The organism is Vibrio sp. 1249-1, from assembly GCF_033340495.1.
Genome location: NZ_JAWOWJ010000002.1, coordinates 339,381 through 362,775 on the forward strand (window position 1 = coordinate 339,381; position 23,395 = coordinate 362,775).

Annotated in this window: 17 protein-coding genes; 8 read left to right on the forward strand and 9 right to left on the reverse strand. The window is 44.9% G+C overall.

Annotated elements, in window-relative coordinates:
* Positions 1–50 precede the first annotated feature (50 nt).
* Together serC and R7Z50_RS05005 are read left to right on the forward strand one after the other, a co-directional pair.
* On the forward strand, positions 51–1,145 hold the full coding sequence (gene serC / locus R7Z50_RS05000) for a 3-phosphoserine/phosphohydroxythreonine transaminase (RefSeq protein ID WP_064368076.1): 1,095 nt from the start codon (positions 51–53) through the stop codon (positions 1,143–1,145).
* Between the two features lie 90 nt (positions 1,146–1,235).
* Positions 1,236–2,567: a D-serine ammonia-lyase gene (locus R7Z50_RS05005; protein ID WP_064368077.1), complete on the forward strand. Its 1,332-nt coding sequence runs from the start codon at positions 1,236–1,238 to the stop codon at positions 2,565–2,567.
* 97 nt (positions 2,568–2,664) lie between these two features.
* Here the strand turns inward: R7Z50_RS05005 and cydC are convergent, their stop codons facing one another.
* From cydC to trxB, 3 genes are all read right to left on the reverse strand, one after another.
* Positions 2,665–4,386 carry a heme ABC transporter ATP-binding protein/permease CydC gene (gene cydC / locus R7Z50_RS05010; RefSeq protein WP_262659315.1) on the reverse strand — a complete coding sequence of 574 codons (1,722 nt, stop codon included), beginning with the start codon at positions 4,384–4,386 and terminating at the stop codon, positions 2,665–2,667.
* Positions 4,379–6,166 (reverse strand): heme ABC transporter permease/ATP-binding protein CydD, encoded by a 1,788-nt coding sequence (gene cydD, locus R7Z50_RS05015; protein WP_064368080.1) that lies wholly within the window; start codon positions 6,164–6,166, stop codon positions 4,379–4,381. Before cydD ends, cydC begins: the two co-directional genes overlap by 8 nt.
* 103 nt (positions 6,167–6,269) lie before the next feature.
* Positions 6,270–7,229 (reverse strand): thioredoxin-disulfide reductase, encoded by a 960-nt coding sequence (gene trxB / locus R7Z50_RS05020; protein ID WP_005377991.1) that lies wholly within the window; start codon positions 7,227–7,229, stop codon positions 6,270–6,272.
* Positions 7,230–7,588: 359 nt separating this feature from the next.
* Here trxB and R7Z50_RS05025 point away from each other — a divergent pair, with 359 nt between their 5' ends.
* Together R7Z50_RS05025 and R7Z50_RS05030 are read left to right on the forward strand one after the other, a co-directional pair.
* Positions 7,589–8,245: a 2OG-Fe dioxygenase family protein gene (locus R7Z50_RS05025; protein ID WP_005377989.1), complete on the forward strand. Its 657-nt coding sequence runs from the start codon at positions 7,589–7,591 to the stop codon at positions 8,243–8,245.
* Positions 8,229–9,464 carry a cysteine desulfurase-like protein gene (locus R7Z50_RS05030; RefSeq protein WP_064368082.1) on the forward strand — a complete coding sequence of 412 codons (1,236 nt, stop codon included), beginning with the start codon at positions 8,229–8,231 and terminating at the stop codon, positions 9,462–9,464. Before R7Z50_RS05025 ends, R7Z50_RS05030 begins: the two co-directional genes overlap by 17 nt.
* Before the next feature lie 89 nt (positions 9,465–9,553).
* On the opposite strand, the gene R7Z50_RS05035 is transcribed toward R7Z50_RS05030, so the two are convergent.
* Entirely contained in the window at positions 9,554–10,378 is an 825-nt protein-coding gene (locus R7Z50_RS05035) for a DUF2797 domain-containing protein (protein ID WP_206949104.1), read from the reverse strand.
* A gap of 335 nt (positions 10,379–10,713) precedes the next feature.
* Between R7Z50_RS05035 and R7Z50_RS05040 the strand changes: the two genes are divergently transcribed.
* On the forward strand, positions 10,714–12,051 hold the full coding sequence (locus R7Z50_RS05040; protein WP_031781257.1) for a GGDEF domain-containing protein: 1,338 nt from the start codon (positions 10,714–10,716) through the stop codon (positions 12,049–12,051).
* Between the two features lie 142 nt (positions 12,052–12,193).
* On the opposite strand, the gene R7Z50_RS05045 is transcribed toward R7Z50_RS05040, so the two are convergent.
* The 3 genes from R7Z50_RS05045 to R7Z50_RS05055 all read right to left on the reverse strand — a co-directional run bounded on the left by R7Z50_RS05045 (position 12,194) and on the right by R7Z50_RS05055 (position 16,361).
* Positions 12,194–13,564 (reverse strand): SLC13 family permease, encoded by a 1,371-nt coding sequence (locus R7Z50_RS05045; RefSeq protein ID WP_017634863.1) that lies wholly within the window; start codon positions 13,562–13,564, stop codon positions 12,194–12,196.
* 219 nt (positions 13,565–13,783) lie between these two features.
* Positions 13,784–14,518, reverse strand: coding sequence for a vancomycin high temperature exclusion protein (locus R7Z50_RS05050; protein ID WP_005388862.1), 735 nt, complete (start codon positions 14,516–14,518; stop codon positions 13,784–13,786).
* Positions 14,519–14,672: 154 nt separating this feature from the next.
* Positions 14,673–16,361, reverse strand: coding sequence for an NAD-dependent malic enzyme (locus tag R7Z50_RS05055; protein ID WP_005377977.1), 1,689 nt, complete (start codon positions 16,359–16,361; stop codon positions 14,673–14,675).
* 213 nt (positions 16,362–16,574) lie between these two features.
* Between R7Z50_RS05055 and R7Z50_RS05060 the strand changes: the two genes are divergently transcribed.
* The 3 genes from R7Z50_RS05060 to R7Z50_RS05070 all read left to right on the forward strand — a co-directional run bounded on the left by R7Z50_RS05060 (position 16,575) and on the right by R7Z50_RS05070 (position 21,598).
* The gene (locus R7Z50_RS05060) at positions 16,575–18,929 is read left to right on the forward strand and encodes a helicase-related protein (protein WP_206949103.1); all 2,355 of its coding nucleotides are present in this window, start codon (positions 16,575–16,577) and stop codon (positions 18,927–18,929) included.
* 288 nt (positions 18,930–19,217) lie between these two features.
* Positions 19,218–19,595: a hypothetical protein gene (locus tag R7Z50_RS05065; protein ID WP_005377965.1), complete on the forward strand. Its 378-nt coding sequence runs from the start codon at positions 19,218–19,220 to the stop codon at positions 19,593–19,595.
* A gap of 329 nt (positions 19,596–19,924) precedes the next feature.
* A complete protein-coding gene (locus R7Z50_RS05070; protein WP_318148923.1) occupies positions 19,925–21,598 on the forward strand; it encodes an alkaline phosphatase D family protein in 1,674 nt (557 codons plus the stop codon).
* A 78-nt stretch (positions 21,599–21,676) separates the two neighbouring features.
* Here R7Z50_RS05070 and R7Z50_RS05075 read toward each other — a convergent pair whose 3' ends face one another.
* Both R7Z50_RS05075 and R7Z50_RS05080 read right to left on the reverse strand, forming a co-directional pair.
* Positions 21,677–22,780: a phosphoribosylaminoimidazolesuccinocarboxamide synthase gene (locus R7Z50_RS05075; RefSeq protein WP_005377963.1), complete on the reverse strand. Its 1,104-nt coding sequence runs from the start codon at positions 22,778–22,780 to the stop codon at positions 21,677–21,679.
* Positions 22,781–22,983: 203 nt separating this feature from the next.
* Positions 22,984–23,376 (reverse strand): SulA-like leucine-rich domain-containing protein, encoded by a 393-nt coding sequence (locus tag R7Z50_RS05080; protein WP_005377962.1) that lies wholly within the window; start codon positions 23,374–23,376, stop codon positions 22,984–22,986.
* Positions 23,377–23,395: the final 19 nt, after the last annotated feature.

The window sequence follows — 23,395 nt, forward strand, 5'->3', positions numbered from 1 at the left end:
AAACGTGATATTAATTTCGTAATATTTACATAGCAGGAGCAATGAGCATCATGGAACAAAATACGGACAACGTATTTAACTTCAGTGCAGGGCCAGCAGGTCTGCCTAAAGCAGTTATGCAGCAAGCACAACAGGAACTAATCGATTGGCAAGGTCTTGGCACTTCGGTCATGGAAATCAGTCACCGAAGCAAAGAGTTCATCAAAGTTGCAGAAGAAGCCGAGCAGGATTTACGTGACCTTCTGAATATTCCGGACAACTATAAAGTGCTGTTCTGCCAAGGTGGTGCTCGTGCTCAGTTTGCTGCTGTTCCTCTAAACTTACTTGGTGATGCCGATACGGCAACTTACATCAATGGTGGTTATTGGGCTGAAAGCGCGGTAGCTGAAGCGAAAAAATACTGCGAACCAGACGTGTTTGATGCAAAAACAGAAATCAACGGGAAAGTCGCGGTTCTACCTGTAAGTGAATGGAAAATTGCTCCAGAAGCGGCTTACGTTCACTTCTGTCCAAATGAGACCATTGATGGTATTGAGATTAACGATCTTCCTATCACCGACAAACCGATTGTTGCTGACATGTCTTCGACAATTCTTTCTCGTGAAATCGATGTGTCTAAATACGGTGTGATTTACGCGGGCGCTCAGAAAAATATTGGTCCTTCCGGCATTGCTATTGCTATCGTGCGCGATGATTTATTAGGTATGGCGAAGCAGGTTCTACCAAGTATCTTGGATTACACTGTTTTGGCAGAAAAAGAATCAATGTTCAACACGCCACCAACCTTTGCATGGTACCTGTCTGGTCTTGTTTTCAAATGGCTGAAGGCACAGGGCGGAGTAAAAGCGATTGAGCAAGTGAACCGCGCTAAAGCCGCGCTACTGTATGATTACATCGATCAGTCTGATTTCTACCGTAATGGCGTGCACTCAGCGAACCGTTCTTTGATGAACGTTCCATTTCAACTTGCTAAGCCTGAACTGGATGCAACCTTCCTTGAGTTAGCAGACTCTAAAGGGCTGAAAGCGCTAAAAGGTCACCGAGCAGTTGGTGGTATGCGAGCATCCATTTATAACGCAATGCCGCTTGAAGGCGTTCAAGCGTTAGTAGACTTCATGCAAGAGTTTGAGAAAAACTACGCGTAAGCTCAAACTGATAACTGATATTTGTTCTCCAAAGCGTCGCTATTGCGGCGCTTTTGTTTATCTCAACTCACATCATTCCAGGAAGGTAAAATGACCAAGGCAAATATTGAAGCGCTGACTAAGCAGTTCCCACTCTTGGCAGCACTTATTGATCTTGAAGAGGTTTGTTGGTTTAACCCCCATATCACTTCCTTGGAGGAAGGCTTACCTCATGTCGGGTTAGATGAAAAAGATATTCAAGCGGCGAGTGAACGGCTAGCACGATTTGCGCCTTATTTGATGAAAGCGTTTCCCGAAACGGAAACGTCGCGTGGCGTTATTGAGTCCGCAGTGGTGGATATTCCCAATATGAAAGTGCGTTTGGAGCAGCAATACGACACACCAATATTGGGCCATTTAATGCTCAAAAAAGACAGTCATTTGCCAATTTCTGGTTCGATCAAAGCGAGAGGTGGTATTTATGAAGTGCTCACTCATGCAGAAAAGTTGGCGTTTGAAGCCGGCTTGCTCTGTGAAAGCGATGATTACAGCAAATTGTTCAGCAATGAGTTTCGGCAGTTTTTTAAGCAGTACAGTATTGCAGTTGGCTCAACCGGCAATCTTGGTATGTCCATTGGTATCATGAGTGCGAAGCTGGGTTTTTCAGTTTCAGTCCACATGTCTGCGGATGCGCGGGAATGGAAGAAAAATAAGCTCCGGTCACATGGTGTTAATGTCGTAGAGCACCAAGAAGATTATGGTATTGCTGTCGAGCAAGGTCGTAAAGAGGCAGAAAAAGATCCCAACTGTTTCTTTATCGATGATGAAAACTCACGGACGCTGTTTCTAGGTTACTCTGTTGCGGGTGAGCGTCTTAAGCAGCAGTTTGATGACTTGGGAATCGTGGTTGATGAGCATCATCCATTGTTTGTTTATCTTCCTTGTGGTGTTGGCGGCGGGCCTGGTGGGGTGGCATTTGGCTTGAAGGTAGCGTTTGGCGAGCATGTCCATTGTATTTTCGCGGAGCCAACGCACTCCCCGTGCATGCTGTTGGGCGTACATACAGGCTTGCATGACGATATTTCGGTACAAGATTTGGGTATCGATAACATCACCGCCGCTGATGGCTTGGCAGTCGGGCGTGCCTCGGGATTTGTCGGAAGAGCGATGGAAAGGCTACTTGATGGTTTTTACACCATTGATGACGCTCGTATGTATCACCACTTGGGTGAGTTAAGTGAACTGGAAGGTATTAATCTAGAGCCTTCTGCATTAGCCGGTATGATTGGGGCAGTGCACGTCTCGAATAACCATGCTTATCAGTCTCAAATGAAATTTGACGAAGAAAAACTCAAAAACGCAACACATCTTGTTTGGGCAACTGGTGGGGGCATGGTTCCGAAAGATGAAATGGCGGCTTATCTCAAAAAATCTGGTCGGTAAATCAGCACTGTATACGTGCTTAATTAGGTAACTAATAATACAGGAATAACAAAAGGGCTCATCGTTTGATGAGCCCTTCTCGTCACTGAAAATCGAATTATAGAGATTGTAATAGCTGGTAGTAACGACCTTTTTGAGCGAGTAGCGTTGGATGGTCGCCTTGTTCGATGATCTCACCTTGTTCCATCAAACAGATGCTATCCATACTTTCTAACTCTATCAGTCGGTGTGTAATGAATACTACTGTCTTATTAGCAAAGTGTTCATTGAAAAGCGCCATCACTTTTTGTTCCGTACGCTTATCGAGGCCTTCAGTCGGCTCATCTAAGAGTAGGATTGGGGCATCACGTAGCAATGCTCGAGCAATACCGATTCGGCGTTTCTCACCACCAGATAACTGACGACCGCCGTCGCCTAACCAAGCGTCTAAACCCGGCTCTTCAAGAAGTCCGCCAAGCTCGACTTTTTGTAAAATAGTAGACAGTTGCTCATCACTTGCGTCCGGAGCGGCCATGAGTAAGTTGTCACGTAGTGTCCCGTTTAGTACATCTACGCGTTGACTGACCACTGTCATTGCTGCTCGCAGGTCCGACTCGCTCCAATCTTGCAGTTTTGTACCACCGATTCGAACTTCACCTTGGTTTACATCCCAGTAGCGACAAAGAAGCTGAATCAGTGTTGATTTACCTGAACCTGTTTGACCTACAATTGCAGTTTTAGTGCCCAACGGTAGTGAGAGTGACAAGTCTTTCAGCACCTTTTGCTGACCGTCAGGGTAAGTAAAATCTATGTTGTCGAATTCAATGTCTAACGTTGTGTCTTTATGTTTCGACAGCTCAGGGAAGACAACGTCAGGTTCAGCCAAAATTACTTCATTTAAACGACGAGCAGAGGTCAACGTTTGACCGAGATACTGGAATGCGCCCGCGATAGGCATCAGAATCTCAAAGCTCGCCATGGTTGCAAACGCAAACAGCGCAATCCAAGGATCAGGAGCACGACCACCTACGCCGTCTGCAGCAAACCAAAGCATCACAACCAGTGTAAGGCCGTTCACCAGCATAAGCAGGCCTGAAGCCATGCCCGTTAAATTCGCGTTCACAAATTGGTTAGACAGCAACTGCTTCTGCTTCTCTAGAATGAGATTACGATAACGTTCTTCTGCTCCAAAGATACTCAGTTCACTGTAGCCTTGAAGCCAGTCCAGTGTCGCCACTCGCAATTGCGCTTTATGATGAGTGAGATTCTCGCCATTACTTTTACCAAGTTTATAGAACAACACTGGCCATACAAACAACATGACGGTAAGAATCGAGCCAAGCAGCAGCGCGAGATGCCAATCAAAGAACGCCAGGACAGCCGTTAAACTCAATATGCCAAAAACACCAATCACGACAGGGCTGATAAGTCGAAGGTAAACGTGATCCATCGCATCTACGTCCGCTACTAGGCGGTTGAGCAGATCGGCATCACGCATCGTAGAAACACGACCCGGAATCAGTGGTGCAAGTTTCTTAAAGAAGAAGATACGTAGATCGGTAAGCAGCTTGAACGTTGCATTGTGGCTAACGACACGTTCTCCCCATCGACCTGCGGTTCGAGTCATTGCAGCGCCGCGTACCCCGGCACCTGGTAACATGTAGTTGAAGGTCTCACGAGCAACCGTCAAGCCTGCCACCGCTGCGGCTGAAATAAACCAACCTGATAGCGTTAATAAGCCAATAGATGCCGCTAAGGTCAGAAATGCCAGTAGCATACCTAGCGAAAGACCAAACCAGTGTTTCTTATAGAGTTTTAGATAAGGGAGTAAATCACGCATCTAAGTTCCCCTTGTCTGTTTCACGTTGTGCGAGGTTCGCTTCCAACATGTCTTTAAATAAGCCATATTCTGTCGACAGTGTGGCGTAATCACCACGTTGAACAATCTGGCCGTCCTGCATAACAAGAATTTGCGATACGTTTTGTAAAGGCGCAAGTTGGTGAGTAATCATCAAATTCGTTGTGGCATGCGCATACTTGTTAATGCCTTTCATCACGAGTTTTTCACTGCGAGCATCTAAGCTTGCGGTTGGTTCATCTAATAACCAAAAACGACCATTTTGTAGCATGGCGCGAGCCAGTGCTAAACGCTGCGCTTGGCCGACAGATAAACCACCAGAACGATCAGATATCGGATAATCCAACCCATGCATTTCAACAAATTCAGCAGCGTGAGAGTCATTCAACACAGAATGTACGTCTGCATCCTGAATATTGTGCTTACCTAGTGTGATGTTATCTCGAATGCTACCGTGTAATAGCATCGGGTTTTGACCAATCCAGCTTACTGCCTCTCGCCATGTGGCTAGATCCAGTTGCGACAATTCACAACCATTAATCTTCAAGCTACCTTGATAAGGCATGAAACCGAGGATGGTGTTTACCAAGCTTGTTTTACCTGCGCCACTTGGTCCAACTAAAGCCGTACTTTTGTTGGCTTCAAGAGAGAAGGATAGGGGACCTGCGAGCTGCTTACCTTCCGGACTAAAAATGGTTAACTGGTCCGCTTCAATATGGATAGGGCTGTTTTTATCTAACGCTTGGGTACCATCTTTGATTTGATCGACTTCCAAATCCAGAAATTCGACAATGCTTTCTGCTGCGCCAACCGCTTGCTGTTTCGCATGATAGAACGTGCCCAAATCACGTAATGGCTGATAAAACTCTGGCGCAAGAATCAGAATGAACAAACCAGCAAAGAGCGTAACACCCGTGCCGTAGTAGCCGAAGTCCAGCTCCCCGATATAACTAAAGCCAAAGTAGACAGCGGTAATTGCGATAGAAATAGAAGTGAAAAACTCTAACACCGCAGAAGACAGAAACGCGATTTTCAGAACGTCCATGGTACGAGTACGAAAGACTTCTGAAGCACCCTTAAGAGTTTCAGTTTCAGATTTTGTTCTATCGAATAAGCGAATGGTCGTCATTGCTTGCAAGCGGTCATAAAAGTGACCCGACAAACGCTGCATTGCTTTAAAGTTTTTACGGTTTGCTTCTGCGGCTTTCATCCCAACCAGTGCCATGAAAATAGGCACTAGTGGTGCAGTGACCAGGAAGATCAAGCCTGCTGCCCAGTTTACTGGGAATACGACAACCAAAATGATGAAAGGCACTAGTACCGATAATGACATTTGAGGCAAGTAGCGTGAGAAGAAATCTTGCATATCTTCTACCTGCTCTAAGATGAGCGTTGCCCAACTGCCAGCAGGTTTGCCTTTGATGTAAGCTGGCCCAAGTTTATGAACTTTATCTAAAATGAGTTGGCGAATATAAACTCGAATTTGCTCCCCGCAACGGTAACCGGCAAGCTCTCGACCCCAGGTACAAGCAGCTCGACCGATAACCGTGCCACCGAGCCCAACAAAATGCCAAATGAGGTCGGCTTTGTCGACTTGGTCAATGATTAACTGGTGCAGAATGGAGGCGAGCAGGGCTGCTTGAGCCAATAAAAACACGCTTGAAAGTACGCCTAGGCCTATCGCAATCATAAGCCAGCGCTTGGCTAACTTACTTTGTTGCTTCAGCCACTTATTCAAGCTGCTTTGCTTTTTCTTATCCATCGTGAAGGCTTAATGATAATTGTTTTAATGAGGCGGTAGTATACAAAAGAAAACCCAGCGGGAATACCGCTGGGCTTTAAGGATATGACACAAATGTGAAAAGTTATTTGTCACCAAGTGAGTCTAAGAAACGTTCAGCATCTAATGCAGCCATACAACCTGTACCTGCAGAGGTGATCGCTTGACGGTAGTTGTGGTCCATTACGTCGCCAGCTGCAAATACACCTTCGATACTAGTTTGTGTTGCGTTGCCTTCAAGACCTGATTGAACGATGATGTAGCCATCTTTCATGTCTACTTGGCCTTCAAAGATTTGTGTGTTTGGCTGGTGACCAATTGCGATGAATGCACCCATTACATCGATATCTTCTGTCGCACCGCTGTTCACGTCTTTAATGCGGACGCCCGTTACGCCCATATCGTCACCCAGTACTTCATCGAGAGTGCGATCGGTATGAAGAACGATATTACCGCTTTCAACTTTATCCATCAGACGTTTCACAAGGATCTTCTCTGCGCGGAATGAATCGCGGCGGTGGATCAGGTGAACTTCTGACGCAATGTTAGATAGGTATAGCGCTTCTTCAACAGCCGTGTTACCACCGCCCACAACTGCAACTTTCTGATTACGGTAGAAGAAACCGTCACAGGTTGCACAAGCAGAAACGCCGCGACCTTTAAATGCTTCTTCAGACTCAAGGCCAAGGTATTTTGCTGATGCGCCGGTAGATATGATTAAGGCATCACAAGTGTACTCACCTGAGTCGCCTTTTAAACGAAATGGGCGTTGTGATAGCTCTACTTCATTGATGTGATCAAATACGATTTCAGTTTCAAAACGCTCGGCGTGTTCTTTCATGCGATCCATCAATGCTGGACCTGTCAGTCCCTCAGCATCGCCTGGCCAGTTTTCAACTTCAGTTGTGGTGGTTAGCTGACCACCTTGTTGCATTCCCGTCACAAGCACAGGGTTTAAGTTTGCACGCGCTGCGTAGACGGCAGCTGTGTATCCTGCAGGACCAGAACCAAGAATTAATAATTTACAGTGTTTTACGTCGCTCATTATGGCTCCAAAAAGGGCGTAACATTTCCCTCGATTGTATGGAAATTCTTAGTGCTTTAAAAGCATAAACAACGATTGTGGTCGAATAATTGGTTATAGATTAGAACCCACTAAATATTGATTGAGAACGTTGACTTCTAGCATAAAATTCTATTCGTAGTAGAGAAGTCTAGTTTCAAATATTGTCAAAGCGTAAAACTGAAACATGGCTCTGTTTTTGTGGTTTGGTTTGGTTTGTTATGTTGTTTTCGTCGTTTTGTTGAAGCTATCAACGTTAAAAGCTGGTAATTGCAGAATATTTGCGTAACCTAGTGTGTAAATTAAATGTTAATTAATGTGCCTCATTAAAGGAGCAAATGATGTTACATTCACGTGAGAATACTCTACATTTAACACAGCTCAGCATGGCAGCAATTGAGCAGCTTTCCCCATCGTTTGAAGAACTGCCTCGTACCGAACATGCAGATGGTCAGTATCGACTACGACGTTATTCTGTGGTTGGTTTTGATAACGGCAAAGTCATCGACTTAAATAAAAATAGCTTTGTTCAATCCTCTGATATCAACCGATTTCAAGGTGATGTTGTAAGACAATTCGAGCCAATTGAGAAGGATATTCTTACCAGCGATGGCTTTCGAGAAATGTGTGAATTGTTTGTCAATGCGAATCATCTGCCAAACGGTCAAGAAATAGAAATTCACCAAATCCGTATCAGGGCACTGGAAGAAGAAACCCAAGTAGCACCTGAAGGTGTGCACCAAGACGGTTTTGATCACATTGCAATGGTTGGTGTGGGACGCCATAACATCATCGGTGGCGACATCATGCTGTACAGCAGCCATAACCAAGCCCCATTTTTCCGTAAAGTGCTAGAAACCGGAGAGGTCGCAATCTTGGCTGATAGCAAGCTGTGGCATAACGCGTGCCCAATCCGCTCTGTTATTGATGACGAAGCGGGCCATATGGATGTATTTGTACTCACGGCTACGGATAAGCGTAATGAACTTCAATCTTAATCAGATCAGAGAGCAATTTCCGGCGTTGGCTCAATACCACAACGACAAGCCCGTGACGTTTTTTGATGGTCCAGGTGGCTCACAAGTGCCTCAATCAGTACTAGACAGCATGGTAGGGTATTTAGGTCGTTTCAACGCTAACTTAGGCGGGCATTATTTTTCTAGCCAAGTGACCGTTGACGTAATGCAAAATGCGCGTGAGTCGGCTCAGGCTCTACTTAATGCACCTTCATCTGGCAATATTGTCTTCGGTGCCAATATGACCTCGCTAACCTTTCAGCTTAGTCGCGCGATTAGTCGAGATTGGCAAGCAGGAGATGAGATCATTGTTTCCGCTTTGGATCACTATTCAAATGTATCCAGCTGGCAGCAAGCGGCAGAAGATAAAGGCGTTACGGTTCATCAAGTTCGTATCAACGAAGAAGATTGTACGCTGGATATGGAGCATTTAAGCCGCCTTCTTTCTGATAAAACGCGCCTTGTCGCTGTGACTTATGCATCGAACACGACGGGCTCTATTGTGGATGTACTGCAAGTAGTCAGCATGGCGCACAATGTTGGGGCACAAGTTTATGTGGATGCCGTCCATTATGCGCCTCATCATTTGGTTGATGTTCAAGCGTTAGGTTGTGACTTTTTAGCTTGCTCAGCTTACAAGTTTTTCGGACCGCACGTTGGTATTGCTTACATAGCCGATCAGTGGCTCCACAGTATTCGCCCTTACAAAGTCGAGCCTGCCACTAATATAGGCCCAGGTCGATTTGAAACAGGAACGCAAAGTTTTGAAGGTCTTGCTGGTGTCGTTTCTGCGGTTGAGTATCTGGCTCAATTTGGTGAAGTCGGTTTACCTCTTCGCCAACGATTGGAGCAAAGCTACCAACTGTATGAACAACATGAGCAGCGCTTGAGTGAGCGTTTCTTACAGCGTTTGAATGCATTAGATGGTGTCAATCTATTCGGTATCGTAAAGGAAGATAGCCAACTCCGCACGCCAACTTTTGCGCTAACGTTTGACCGATATTCTCCAGAGTTCATCGCGAAAACACTGGGTGAACATAACATTTGTGTATGGAATGGTCACTTTTATGCGTTGGGCTTAGTTCGTCAACTTGGTTTAGAAGAATCGGGTGGTGTAGTGCGAATTGGTTGTATGCATTACAACACAATAGAAGAAGTCGATATGTTATTCGATGTGCTAGAAAGCATCCTTGACGCATAACTAACGATTTCTTCCTAATAGAAAAACAAAAGCTCGAGTCAAACTCGAGCTTTTTCGTTTTTATTTGAATCAACGCGTTTTACAAGCGATTACTCACTAACTTCAACTTCATAGGAAGTGAATTTTCTTACATTAATAACGCCAGTATCAAAGATGAGGTATTGACCTTTAATGCCTTGCAAAGTGCCAGTAACAACCGGGTTTTTATCGAAGTTATGCGAAATGATCTTCGTTGGGTGCTGTTGTACCGGGTAGCTAAGGTCGGTAATGCTTTCGTTTAATACTTCAATGGCATCTTCGCCGAATTGCTGTTTTATCTCGGCAATTTTCTCTTCGACTAAAGGCAATAGCTCAGCAAAACGGCCCTGCAATGCCATAGGTTCACCGTCACCTTTAAGCAGTGTGCGCCAATTGGTCTTGTCTGCGATATGTTTCGCCAGTTCAACTTCAATTAAACCGGAGATATGGCGAGTTTTTACTTTAAAAATTGGCAAGCCCTGAGTCGCGCCTTGGTCAATCCAACGAGTCGGGATTTGAGTATGACGAGTAATACCAACTTTTAAGCTGGATGTGTTGGACAGGTAGACAAAGTGATCCACCATGCAATTCTCTTCACCCCATTGTGGTTCGCGACAAGTCCCTTGATCGTAGTGGCAGGTCTCTGGCTTCATGATACACATGTCGCAGCTTGCTAGCTTTTTCATGCATACAAAACAGTGGCCTTGCGAATAACTCTTTTTCGTTTTCTTTCCACATGAGCAACAAAAAATATTGCCAGTGTGAGTCAGTGTGAGCGTTTTACCCAGAAACGGAGTTAAGTCGATTTCTTCCTCACCGACAGGAAGACGGTAGTTGACGGCACCGTCCAGAGAAGCACGCATTTTGTTTAGCGTGCCAGTTGCAATTAATGACATGACATTACTCATTATTGTGTTTTTGCACAGTATATACTTAAGTGGAGAAGAGATGCAGGGTTGACAGGAGCTTTAAAGTAAATGTCTTGCACTAAATTATTATGCATCGTGTTTTATTTTCTAAAAATTATGGCTGTGAAATGCTTCGCAAATAGAAGTTGAGCTGCACTTTTTAGAAATTTTAAAACGTGATAACGGTTCAAAATCCGTTACTATGTGTCGAAACTAAGAATTGAATGAGAAAGTGATTTTATTTCTTGATAAATCACCTTGATTTCATTTTTGAAATTATTGAACCTCACGTATTGCATATAATCTCAGCAGGTCACTTGCCCATGAAGTGGATCCATAACTTTATCTTTGCTCTTTCTATTTGCACTATCAGTTTGGTTGCCCTTTATAGTGTGCTTGGCGATACGCGAAAGCTGACCATTACACCTGAGCATTTCAATATCTATGCAACTAAAGATGCCAGTGAAGGAGGTGTGAGTGAGGCAGATATCACATACGATCGGCAAAGCCTAGTTCTTAGCTGTGAACTAAAGCAGAGCTCGTATGCTTGGCCTTACTGCGGAATCTCGGTTTATACCGATTCAGCAACGCCAACACAGGGTATTGACCTTTCCAACTACCATACGATTCGATTGAAGGTGCGATATGAAGAGGCAGGAATAGGGGCTAACCCTAGCCACGACCTACGTTTGTATCTTCGCAATTATAATTCTGAGTATTCCAAGCCGGACGACGAGTACACCATTAAATATAATGGCATGCAGTTTTCTCCGTCGGGTTCGAGCGATATTGTCGAAATTCCGATTAAAAATCTTCAGGTGATGACCTGGTGGTTAGCAGATAACGGAGTCGCGATTGAGCACTCTGCACCTGAATTTTCAAACATCACACGTATTGATATTGCAACTGGGTCTGGTGCGGCACTTGGTAAACATAGAATTGTGATTGATAAAATTGAGTTTGAAGGCGCTTACCTTGCGCAAGAAACATTGTTGTATGCATTATTACTCTCTTGGATGGCGCTTGGACTGGCTTTTTCACTGCATGAGTTACGAAAAAATAGAGTGGCTTATGAAAAAGCGCAAAAGCGTCACCGTCATTTGGAAAAGGTGAATGATACTTTGCGAGCTCAAAACTATGAGTTTGCAGAGCTAGCGCATCGAGATGCTTTGACGGGCGCGATGAACCGATATGCTGTGCAACACTGGCTGGAACAACAATCTCGTCAGGTTCGCTGGGGGCATAACACCTTCAGTATTCTCTATTTGGACTTGGATAAGTTTAAAAAGGTGAACGACAAATTTGGGCACCAAATGGGGGATGACATATTGCGCGAATTTGTCATGGTGGTAGCGACTTCTATTTACTCAGACGATCGACTCGTTCGTTGGGGCGGCGAAGAGTTTGTCGTATTTTGCCCTGATACCAATATTGAACAAGCGTTAGAGAAGGCAGAAATGATTCGCAAAAATGTGGAGGATCATTTGTGGGTGCACGGTGAATCATTAACTTGCAGTATTGGCGTTGCCCAAATGCAGAATGAACGCGTCTCAGAAACCATGGCGAGAGCTGACGAAGTGCTGTATCAGGCGAAGCGCAATGGTCGCAACCGAGTGGAAGCTCATTATGGTTTACTTGCTTGCGAAAAGAAGCAAGCCTGATAGCCGTTCACTAAAAGGAAAGAAAAAAGGTGGCCAACTGGCCACCAAGAGGGAAACTGCTGAACACCACTTAGGGGGGAAGTTTGGGTTATCGATACGATTACCGTGAGCAGCAGTGTAGTGCTAATCGAACTTGCTATTTTTACCAGAACAACCAAGCGAAAAGCGTTAGTGCAGCAATACAGGCAATGTTTAATACGAAACCAATTCGCATCATTTCTTTTTGCTTGATATGACCCGTACCGAACACAATCGCGTTTGGAGGTGTTGCAACAGGTAACATAAATGCACAAGATGCAGCGACGGCAATCAGTGCAGAGAGAATAACCGGAGACATGCCTAAGGCTTCTGCAATGGTCGCAAATACAGGGACAAGTAGCGCAGCACTGGCGGTGTTACTCGCAAACTCAGTTAAGAAGACAACAAAAGCAACCACTGCAAGAATCGTTAAGAGAATACCGGCTTGCTCAAGGAAGCCTGACAAGCTATGAGCCAAAAATACGCTTGTTCCGGTTGCTTTTAGGACGTTACTCAGACAGATACCACCACCAAATAGGATTAACACACCCCAGTCGGTTGTTTTCTCAATATCTTTCCACTCGACGGCGCGAGAAGCACCAAGTAGAAGGATGGCGCCAATGGCTACAAGAGTATCGAACTTCGCGAAGCCACCCAGCATAGCGTTAATAGGCTTACTGAATATCCACAAAGTTACGGTCAGTAAGAAAATCGCCAACGTAATCATTTTGCCGTTTGTCCATTCGACTGGTTGATGGTCAAGGTCAAACTTGTGACTAAGGTCAGGCTTAGTCATCGTGTACAATACGAGGATAGCGATTGGCATTAATACTAGGGAAATAGGTACACCAAACTTCATCCATTCAGTGAAGCTAAGGCCAACTTCAGCTGCTGCAATTGCGTTTGGTGGGCTACCAACCAGTGTTGCAATACCACCAATTGAAGCACTGTAAGCGATACCGAGTAGAACAAACAAAAAGGTGTTGTGGTTTTTCTTGGCGTCTAGCTTTGTCATCACACCCAGCACAAGCGGTAACATCATCGCGGCGGTGGCGGTGTTTGAAATCCACATTGACAGGCCAGCACTCACACCAAATAGCATGAATACAGCGACAGACATTTTTCCTCTTGCCAGCAATAGTACTTTATCTGCAATAGCTTGATCTAACTTTTGTTTATGTAGAGCCGCAGCTAGTGCAAAACCACCCAAAAATAGAAAAATGATGGAGTTGGAAAAGTTATTCAGTGCGGCTTGAGTGTTGAACACACCCAAAAATACCGCAAGTAGTGGTATGAGCAGCGCAGTAATGCTGACGTGAATCGCTTCGGTTAGCCACAAAATAGCAACAAAAACTAAGATGCTCAGGCCGGTTACTACTTGTGGTTCAAAGGGTAAGGTATTAAACAAGATAATGAACAATAGGATATTCGCGTTCAAAATCATGCTGTTGCGAGTGAAGAACCAATTCTTCAATGTCACAGCGAGTGCGGTCATGGGTAGTGCTCCTTTTGCATTGCCTTTTGTCGGTTTTTTTATGGCAAAGTAACTGACTTGTAGTTATTTATTGATGAAATGTTACTTTGAATGCGAAAAAGAGTTTTGCCTGAATCGTAGAGCAAATTAGAAAGTGTGATGTTGAGAATTGGAAATGGGTAGAAAACTACCCATTTGTTTTATAGAAATGTTACTAGGCTTGTGAGCCACGTTATTCCTCTATTCGACGGGGACTTGAAGAGGCTCGTTAGCTGCTTTATTTGGCTCTTTTACTGCGACGATAGGTTCTTGAGGGCCAAGAAACTTAGGCTGCGTATTGATAATGTACAGGTCTAAAAACGCTTTCACACGGGCTAGCAGTTCTCGAACACGCATCGATGTTTTTTGCTTGTTGGCCGTCGGCCCTGCTACCGCGAGACACTGCGCATCAATGCTGTAAGCATCAGCGATGAACAGTGCGCGTTCACAGTGAAAGCGCTGAGTCACAATCAGAAATCGCTCCGAAGCAAAAATTTTTTTTGCTCGTACAATCGAATCTAAGGTACGAAAGCCAGCATAATCAAGGTGAATCACTTCTTCAGGCACGCCTGCTTTAAGTAAGTCGCGTTTCATTGTCCACGGTTCGTTGTATGAACGGTGGGCGTTATCACCACTCAATAAAAACTGTTTTACTTTGCCTTGGTTGTAAAGCTCAATCGCCGCATTAATGCGATGAGTGTAGTAAGTGTTGAGGATCTTTCCGATGTATTTACTGGTACCAAGAACTACGGCAACCTCATGTTGAGGGATTTGCTCGTATTCAGTGAAAATGCTCTCTTTGGCTTGTAAAACCACCCACCGGTCGATGGCAATAACAGAAACAAGCAGACTAAGTGCAGAGATCGACAAAATCAAAGCAAATCGCTTCCAGGAAAATTTCAGCTTCCACTTTGATCTTATGCGAGAAAACAACAAAACGTTTTATATCCTTAACTAAAAATGTAGTTCTCATCATATCTGATAGAAACAAAAAGAGAGAAGCCCATTTATGCCAAAATCTGGTTAGGATGATAAAAAAATAAAAGCCCCTACATGGTAGGGGCTAATTATTAAACGAATTGTCTCAAGCTTAGAACGCAGTGCGTTTGTAGCGGCGGTAAACAGGTTGCCAGAACGACTGTTCAATCGCCACGTTCAATGCTTCATCAGTAATTTCTAATGCGACACCTTGTTCAATTGCCTTTTTACCAACGGCAAATGCGATTTTTTTCGATACTAAGTGGATTTCTTCCAGTGGTGGAAGTAGTGCACCACGACCGTTGATTGCTAGAGGAGAACATGTTGCTAGCGCGCGACTTGATTCCATTAGCATCTCGTCAGTGACACGTTTTGCATTGACAGCAAGTACACCAAGGCCAATGCCTGGGAAGATGTAGCTGTTGTTACATTGTGCAATAGGGTAAGTGCGACCTTCATGAACCACTGGCTCAAATGGGCTACCTGTTGCAACCAGTGCTTCACCATTTGTCCAACGAATGATGTCGTTCGGTGTCGCTTCCACGCGGCTTGTTGGGTTCGACAGTGGGAAGACAATCGGACGCTTACAGTGTTTATGCATTTCTTCGATGACTTCTTGGCTAAATAGACCAGGAGCACCAGAAACACCAATTAGTACCGTTGGCTTGGCGTTACGCATAACATCGAGTAGTGAGAAGCCATTTCCTTCATTTTCCCACTCTTTCGTATTGGTATGCTTTTGCACCAAGCGTTGTTGGAAATCAAGAAGGTTAGGCATGCCTTCTTGTAACAGACCCCAACGGTCAACCATGTAAACTTGTGAGCGAGCTTGCTCGTCAGAAATTCCTTCCGATACCATTTGTGCGATGATCGCTTCTGCGATACCACAACCAGCAGACCCTGCGCCTAGGAAGGTAATACGTTGTTTAGAAAGCTGAGTTCCTGCTGCTTTACAAGCTGCAAGTAGAGAGCCAACAGTAACAGCAGCAGTACCCTGAATATCATCATTGAAGCAACACACGCGGTCTTTGTAACGCTCAAGAAGAGGCATCGCATTTTTCTGAGCAAAGTCTTCGAACTGGATCAAAGCATCAGGCCAACGGCGCTGTACCGCTTGGATAAACTCTTCTACAAATGCATCGTATTCTGCACCCGTAATACGAGGATGACGCCAACCCATGTACATCGGATCAGCTAAGCGTTGCGGGTTATTGGTACCCACATCAAGCACGATTGGTAGCGTGTAAGCAGGGCTGATACCACCACACGCGGTATATAGTGACAGTTTACCGATAGGAATACCCATGCCGCCGATACCTTGGTCACCCAAGCCAAGGATACGTTCGCCATCTGTCACAACAATCACTTTAACGTTGTGGTTTGCTGCGTTGTTCAGCAAGTCGTCAATACGGTCACGGTTCGGGTATGAAATGAACAGACCGCGACCACGACGGTAAATGTTAGAGAAGTTTTCACATGCTGCGCCAACAGTCGGCGTGTAGATGATTGGCATCATCTCAGAAATGTGATTTTGCACTAGGCGGTAATACAATGTTTCGTTGGTGTCTTGGATATTACGCAGATAAATGTGTTTATCCATATCGCTTTCGAAACTTTTGTATTGCTGGTAGGCACGTTCCACCTGCTCTTGGATAGTTTCGGTCGACTCTGGAAGCAGACCTTCTAAGTTGAATGAACTACGTTCTTCAGCAGAGAATGCACTGCCTTTGTTCAAAAGAGGGGTTGCTAAAAGAGCCGGACCCGCATATGGAATATATAGTGGGCGTTTATCGTTGTTCATTGGGTGCCTTATGTAGGGTTGAAGGATGCGCACCAAATTTTAACGGGTTCACTATTTAGTTGTAAACATGCGTTGATGCACATCAATGTAATGTCGCAAAAAAATTCAGATACCGACGAAAATATCGGCAATATTGGTTGTTTAGAGATACCTAAAGCAGGATTTTTTTACTTGGGTATAATGTTTTGCATCATCAAATCAAATCCAATTTCTATGTTTCAACTACCTATCGACAGCCTGCAAGCTGAGTTTGACCATCATGTAAGCCTTAACCATCTTGTGGTGGAAGCCGAAACCGGGTCGGGTAAATCTACCCGCTTGCCCATGTGGGCGGCAAAACACGGACGCGTTCTGGTTATTGAACCACGTCGAATTGCTTGTACCTCGCTGGCTGAATTTCTTGCGGAGCAATCTGGAGAGCCAATAGGTCGCAAAGTCGGTTACGCGATCAAGCTTCATGCCTACTTTGATGAAAAAACCGAAGTTGTATTTGTGACTCCGGGGGTTGCACTGCGTTGGTTTTCGGAAAACAAGCTAGCAGACTTTGATGTCGTGATAGTGGACGAATTTCACGAGCGACGCTGGGATATTGATCTATTAACCGCCATTTTGAAGCAAGAAAATCAACATCGATTGATCGTCACTTCCGCTACCTTAGAAGGCGAAAAGCTAGCGCGTTACCTGGATGCTAAGCGTCTGCGTTCGGAAGGACGTTGCTTTCCAGTCACGGTGACACATCGTTCCACAGACAGCCGCTATTTACCGAACAAAAAGGGATGTGAACAGGAAGTTGTCGGAGCGGTAAAAGAAGCACTGGAAGATGAAGATGGCGATATTCTTGTTTTTCTCCCAGGACGTAAAGAGATCGCCCAATGCGCGCAGATGCTACAAAGCAGCAGTGATGTCATGGTGGTTAAACTTCATGCCTCGGTCAGTGATGAAGAACGACATCGTGCGCTGACGGTACAAAAGCAACGGAAAGTCGTATTGGCAACCAACGTCGCGGAAACCTCTCTGACCATTCCTAATATCCGTGTGGTAATCGATAGTGGTTTAGAGCGCAGAACTGTACAACGAAATGGACGTACAGCACTGACATTAACCAACATTTCTAAGGCCAGTGCCGCGCAGCGAATGGGGCGAGCAGGTCGCGTTACCGAAGGGGCTTGTATTCGTCTATATGGTGAGCACGCGCCTTTAGAGTTGGTGACACCTCCAGAATTACACAGAGAAGAGCTCGTCGAGCCCATGCTGGCAGCGGCTTGTTGTGGGTACCGTCTCTCAACACTCGATTTTCTCGACTCAATTCCCCCAAAGTCGCTAGAGGCATCTCATTCGACGTTGTTATCTATGGAAGCGATTGATGAGGATGGCAATGTCACGCAGCATGGGAGAAAAGTATATCCACTACCCATTGATGCACTGTTTGCCGATCTCGTTACCAGAATTCAAGCGAAGCCAGAGAAGGAAGCAATGATTGATTTGGCTGCCGCCTTATCTGTGCCTGCGCAGCTCTATCAGCGACAAAGTGGTGAAGTTGCTGAGCTTCTATCTCAAGAGGAGCCATACGGGTGTGATGCCTCTTTGCTTATCCGTTTGGTTCGGGGGGAGCGACTTCCGGGCATTGTCATTGATGCCAGCGCACTCGAAGAGGCGCAAGGTTTAGCGAAACAAATGCGAGAAGTATTTGAATTACCGGAACTTGACGTTGCCTCTCGATATAAACGTGAAGCGCTCTTTTTCTCCATCGCCTCATTGCACCCTGAGCTTGTGTTTGTCCGACGAGCTCGTCGAAGAGATGCTCTAGGAAATGGCGTAGTCGAGATGCTGGTTGGGCGTAACAGCCGCTTTCCTGATAAAGAAGAAGCGGCCATCGTGCTAGATAGCCATAGCGTGCCAGGACGAGGCGTTAAGCAAACACTAAACCTCGCATCGGTTATGATGCCTATCCCGCTGACGTTATTACGCGAACTTGAATTTGGGGAGTGGCGACAAGGTGAGACGAATTATGAAGAAGAGACGCCAAGAGCAACAATGCATTTGGTCTACGCCGGGCGAACAGTCTGTTCTGAACACCAAGCGTTACAAGGTGATGTTGCTGTTCAGTCTATTGTCGAAATGATAGAAGACGAGACACTGTTACCAGGTTTTGCTTCTCAAAGAAAACAACAAATCCAACACTGGAAACTCTACAACGCATTGGGCCTTAATGTCGAAGGAGAAGAGGTTAACGACTTGGCCTCCTTGACATTTTCTAGCTGGTTAAAGGATCAGTTGGAAACATTAGGCGTTGAAAATGTCGATGATATGGCGTTATTTGAACCGGAAGACTTAACATTTAACGGTGTTCCAGAATGGGAATACGACGATTTCACGGAGCAGTACCCTTTAGAACTTTCGCTGCCAGAACTCCAACTGGATGTTGAGTATTACGCGTCTCGCAAGCTGGTACAGGTCGTTTATCGAGAGGGAAACCGTAAGGGAGACCCGAAGCGTTGGGAGCTGCCACGCTGGGCTGGTTGGAAGATACAGTATAAAAAGGCCAGTCGAGTGATTGATGTGAAGTAGGTCGGCGGATGACGTTGTGACAAGAATTGATATTTTCTTGGTGAATCTATAATTATTTCATATTGATAGCGTTACTTGTGTGTTGTTTTTAGTTTCTTAATTGAAATATTAATCAATTGAATGCTTATATATGGCGAAGCTGTACATCAGTTGTTACAAAGCTGGTTTTAATATTTCCTTTTGTATGTAAATTAGGGCATAAAAGACGAATGTTTTATATCCCATTGCTATATCAAAACAGTTGAACGATATTTGGTATATCTCATTTTCGAGTGTCGGGGGCATAGAATGGATCAACAAGGAAAGACGTGCATTGAATTCGACTACACTAGCTTTTTAGGAGCGACAGGTAGTAAGAAATGGACCTTTTTAGAGGCATTTGCCACCATCGCGCCTATTTTCGGTTTGATGTGGAAACAGAACATTGCGGAATTGAGCAAGCCTGAAGATCGGTTGTGGGATGCCGCATTAAAATCGATGTCTTCTCGTAAAAGTGATGAATCCAATTTGGTCCGCTTAACCCAGCTAGCTAAACATGAAGGGATCAATGAATTGCGAGTCGTTATGCCATATTCGCTCGATGTTCAGCAAATCGAGTACATAGAATCTCGCAGTCAGTTGAAGGTGGATACGTCAGAACAAGATGTCCTTAACATCAAGTTTTAGGCTGAACATTTCCACTTCATCGATGTACCACTTAACAATAGTGCAATGAAAAGCGACCTCAAAGTAGGTCGCTTTTTATTTTGAGGTTTTTGTCGCAGGTCTTAGGAAATGTGATGAATATAGAGTATTTGCACTTAAATTAACAAAAATGTAACGTTTGGAAATGCAATTGTCATAACTAGCTTCTAACTTTGTGTTTTTAGGACAAATTACCGACTAAGTGGTTGGTACTGTAAGTTCGAATTAACGTCCCTTATTGGCATACAAGGATGATCGAGTCACCACGTCATTTGGGCATAAAAACAAACACAATAAGAAAGGAAGTCAATATGTCTTTGTCTCGTCGAGACTTTATGAAAGCTGCCTCTTCAACGGCGATTGTTACCGGGCTGGTGGGCTGTGGTAGCGATGCTAGTGAATCTGCTGCGGTTACCTTTGAGCACGGAGTGGCGAGTGGAGATCCTACTCAAACACAAGTAATCATTTGGACTCGAGTTACGACCTCAGCAAGCTACGCAGATGTAAGCTGGCAAGTTTCTTCTAATGAAAATTTTACTGATATCGTGCAAAGTGGCACTTTCGCTACAGATACGAGCCGAGATTTTACGGTAAAAGTTGATGTTCAAAACCTCAACGCAAATTCTCACTATTACTATCGATTCATGGTTGGAGATGTCACTAGCGAAGTCGGGCAAACTCAAACATTACCAGAGGGTGGTGTAGAAAAGGCATCCATGGCCGTTGTTTCTTGTGCAAACTATCCTGCTGGTTATTTCCATGTGTATCGAGAGATCTTAAATCAACATGAGCAAGAACCGTTTGATGTGGTACTTCATCTCGGTGATTACATTTATGAGTATGGGGCTGGTGGCTACGCTAGTGAAGATGCTGAGGCACTAGGGCGAGAGCCAAGCAAAGGCACTGAATGCATTACCTTAGATGATTACCGAAAACGGTATGCGCAATATCGCCAAGATGCTGATCTGCAAGCGTTACATGCGAGCCTACCAATGATTGCAGTCTGGGATGACCATGAGCTTGCAAATGATAGTTGGAAAAATGGTGCGGAAAACCATCAAGAAGAGGAAGGCAGCTTTAATGATCGTCGTGCAGCTGCGGCTGCCGCGTGGACAGAATGGTTGCCCGTTCGTGAAAACACTTTCTCAAACATGCTGATTTACCGTCAGTTTTCGTTTGGAAGTTTAGTCAATTTGATGATGCTCGACACGCGACTTGTGGGGCGTGATAAACCGTTGGATTATTTCTCGCTCAGCTCACCAACGATGGAAGCGATTGGCGGTTTAGTTGCTCAGTCGCGCAGTCAAGACCGAGAGCTGTTAGGCGGTGACCAACTCGCGTGGCTGATGGATGCGTTCAGTACGCACGACGCAACTTGGAATGTGCTAGGGCAACAAGTGTTAATGTCTCGTATGGAGTTGCCAAGTTCGGTTATGACCGCGATGTTTCAATTGTTTACTGCCACTGAAGAACAAAAAACAGAGGCGTTATTAGCGGTAAACTCTGCGATTACGGGTTATCTCTCTGACCCAAGTTTAGATACCATTGCTTTGCCATATAACCTAGATGCATGGGATGGTTACTACGTTGAGCGAGAGAACGTTTATCAACTGGCCAAAGCCAGCAGTGGTAACTTTGTCTGTTTGGCAGGAGATACGCACAACGCATGGGCAAGTGAGCTTAAAGACGTATCTAAGCATCCTATCGGGGTAGAGTTTGCGACTAGCTCTGTGAGTTCCCCTGGGTTAGAAGCCTACCTCGCGTTAGACCCTGTTGCGATCACTCAAATGGAATACACGCTGCCGCACTTAGTGTCAGAATTACAGTGGGCAGACATCAAACAGCGTGGCTTTATGCGCGTTACTTTTACGCCCGACAAGGCAGAGGCGACCTGGTATTTCGTATCAACGATTAAAGACAAAACATATCAGGTGACGACCAAGTCAGCCTCTACAACAGATGGCACTACGTTAAATATCGGCTAAACTGAGCCTAATACGAAAAAAGTCCGCAAGCTAGTGCGGACTTTTTATTGGAAAGCATTTAGCAATCTAGCGACAGTGCTAGTCAATCAATCCGTATTCTTTGCTCAGAACTTCGATGATTTCCGCTTTCGGATTCTCACTCAAATGAATCGGCTTGCCTGTAATCTTCTCGGCAATACCAATGTAGGTGCTCGAAATCGCCATCAAAGATTCGACGGGTAAAGCATTATCACGAGCGAGTGCTTCACGCTCTGGCATACGTTCTTTATTTAGCAAGATATCTGGGTCAGGGAAGTGGTTAAGTAGGAACTGGCGGAAACCTTCTTTTGAGTTCTCTACGATGTGACCTGCTTGGTACTCTTTAGCATCCCATATACGAGACGAGTCTGGTGTACCCACTTCATCCATGTAAATCAGCTTTTCATTGCCAGCAGCATCATGAACATAACCAAATTCGAATTTGGTATCGACAAAGATTTGGTCGATTTCTTCTAACGCTTGGCTGATAACGTTAAAGCCTTCTTTCAGCAATTTTTCGTAGAGTGCGATATCGTCAGCGCTTGAGAAGTTAAATGCTTCGTAGTTGTCTACGATGTTTTGACGAGTAATATTTACGTCATCCGCTTCTGGCACACCGGGAATGCCTTTTAGAATGCCTTTTGTGGATGGGGTCATTAGCAACTCTGGCAGTGCTTTGTCTTTTCCTAACCCTTCAGGAAGTTGGATTCCACAAAACTCGCGCTCGCCATTTGCGTAAGCGCGCCACATCGAACCCGTGATGTATTTGCGGCAGATGGCTTCGATTTTTACCGGTTTGGCTTTTTGTACAATCCAAACAAAAGGGTGAGGAATATCTAGAATATGGCTATCTGCTAAGCCATTTTCTTTGAACAGTTTGAACCAGTGATTAGAAATTGCATTAAGCGCAGCCCCTTTACCTGGGACACCATTAAGACCACCTTCAGCATGCCAAATACAATCGAATGCAGAGATTCGGTCGCTAATCACCATGATAGCCAAAGGCGCATCTGGAGCGACATTGTATCCTTTTTCTTTGATCAGTCGGGCGCTGTCTTCTTCAGTTAACCAGTAAACTGAACGAACTTTTCCACTATGAACGGGTTTATGGGTGCGAATTGGCAGGTCGTCATTGACGGCAAGTACTTGATTAGCAAGGCTCATTGCGACATTCCTATCATCTTAATCAAACGTCAGAAAGAGAAGATATTCAGCAAAATGTGGGCGCTGAATAAATCGAATGTGGGCATCATACCAGAACTATTTTAACTCGCCAGAGAAAAAGCAAACGTTTGCCTATTTTCTTTAATACAAAAAAAGCCCCCTTAAAAAGGAGGCGAGATGCAGGATGGATAACGTCGAACTTATTAGTGGTACTTATTAACTCTGCCTTCGACGAAAAAGACTTCACACTGATAGCGCTGCGCCATGTCGCGCAACATAGATTGATTCATAAGTGCAATTTTATTGGATGCGACAACAGCACTGGCATTGCCTGATCGGATGGCTTTTATCACGATCTCGACTTCTGAAAGCTGTTGAGAGGGCTTCATTTGAATAACGTTTTTACAGCAAATATTAGAAGCAGTGAGTTGTTCAAAGTCTGGACGAGGGCAGTCTGCTGTAAACAAAATCCATTGTTTCTGCTGCGATAAAACAGCCAGCTTAGATAGAAGCTGATCCGAAACGGCCATGGGCTTAGTTGCTTGTGCCAATACGTTGTAACGAGAGTATGTATGAGATTGACTTTGTAACTGCATCTTACTGTTCCTTTATACA

Coding starts and splice junctions, on each gene's coding strand:
- trxB (WP_005377991.1), bottom strand. CDS start 7,229: ATGAGCGACGTAAAACACTGTAAATTATTAATTCTTGGTTCTGGTCCT.
- R7Z50_RS05060 (WP_206949103.1), top strand. CDS start 16,575: ATGTTTCAACTACCTATCGACAGCCTGCAAGCTGAGTTTGACCATCAT.
- R7Z50_RS05065 (WP_005377965.1), top strand. CDS start 19,218: ATGGATCAACAAGGAAAGACGTGCATTGAATTCGACTACACTAGCTTT.
- serC (WP_064368076.1), top strand. CDS start 51: ATGGAACAAAATACGGACAACGTATTTAACTTCAGTGCAGGGCCAGCA.
- R7Z50_RS05055 (WP_005377977.1), bottom strand. CDS start 16,361: ATGAACAACGATAAACGCCCACTATATATTCCATATGCGGGTCCGGCT.
- cydD (WP_064368080.1), bottom strand. CDS start 6,166: ATGGATAAGAAAAAGCAAAGCAGCTTGAATAAGTGGCTGAAGCAACAA.
- R7Z50_RS05045 (WP_017634863.1), bottom strand. CDS start 13,564: ATGACCGCACTCGCTGTGACATTGAAGAATTGGTTCTTCACTCGCAAC.
- R7Z50_RS05005 (WP_064368077.1), top strand. CDS start 1,236: ATGACCAAGGCAAATATTGAAGCGCTGACTAAGCAGTTCCCACTCTTG.
- R7Z50_RS05040 (WP_031781257.1), top strand. CDS start 10,714: ATGAAGTGGATCCATAACTTTATCTTTGCTCTTTCTATTTGCACTATC.
- R7Z50_RS05030 (WP_064368082.1), top strand. CDS start 8,229: ATGAACTTCAATCTTAATCAGATCAGAGAGCAATTTCCGGCGTTGGCT.
- R7Z50_RS05035 (WP_206949104.1), bottom strand. CDS start 10,378: ATGTCATTAATTGCAACTGGCACGCTAAACAAAATGCGTGCTTCTCTG.
- R7Z50_RS05075 (WP_005377963.1), bottom strand. CDS start 22,780: ATGAGCCTTGCTAATCAAGTACTTGCCGTCAATGACGACCTGCCAATT.
- R7Z50_RS05080 (WP_005377962.1), bottom strand. CDS start 23,376: ATGCAGTTACAAAGTCAATCTCATACATACTCTCGTTACAACGTATTG.
- cydC (WP_262659315.1), bottom strand. CDS start 4,386: ATGCGTGATTTACTCCCTTATCTAAAACTCTATAAGAAACACTGGTTT.
- R7Z50_RS05070 (WP_318148923.1), top strand. CDS start 19,925: ATGTCTTTGTCTCGTCGAGACTTTATGAAAGCTGCCTCTTCAACGGCG.
- R7Z50_RS05025 (WP_005377989.1), top strand. CDS start 7,589: ATGTTACATTCACGTGAGAATACTCTACATTTAACACAGCTCAGCATG.